Origin of the sequence: Solirhodobacter olei (genome assembly GCF_004010155.1) — a bacterium.
Classification (GTDB): domain Bacteria; phylum Pseudomonadota; class Alphaproteobacteria; order Rhodobacterales; family Rhodobacteraceae; genus Solirhodobacter; species Solirhodobacter olei.
In genome coordinates this window covers 1-464 of sequence record NZ_RRYH01000069.1, presented here as the reverse complement: position 1 = coordinate 464, position 464 = coordinate 1, and the positions used below count along the sequence as shown (strand labels likewise).

Genomic DNA, 464 nt, shown 5'->3' with positions numbered 1-464 from the left:
CGGCGTGGCGCAGTCGGGCCTCGTTCTGCGCTACATCGCCCAGGCCGCCCGCGAGCAGGGCATCGGCGTGATCTTCATCACCCACAACCCGCATCACGCCTATCTCGTCGGCGACCATTTCATGGTGCTCCGCCGCGGCGAGGTCGACCTCGACACCCCACGCGCCGAGCTGACGCTCGAAAACCTCATGTTCCACATGGCCGGCGGCGCAGGCCTCGAAACGCTGGAACACGAGTTGCACGCATCGCGGCAGGCGGCCGGCCAGTAGCCCTCCGAGGCGCAGGTTCGGGGCCGGCGGCCGCAGGGCCGCCGGCCCTCGCATGCCGGCTGGCCAGACCCTATCCGGATCGGATAGGCCTCGGGGAAACCCGCCGCTTGGCCCCGGATCAAAGGACCCCCGACATGCCTGCCGACATCGCCCGCCTCGACCTCGCCAACATCGCGCTGGAGCTGCAGCAGGACGG

1 pseudogene is annotated in these 464 nt (G+C 70.3%); it reads left to right on the top strand.

From position 1 onward, the window contains the following. Nucleotides 1–268: pseudogene (locus tag EIP85_RS22365) on the top strand (sugar ABC transporter ATP-binding protein); the annotation flags it as partial. Nucleotides 269–464 lie beyond the last annotated feature (196 nt).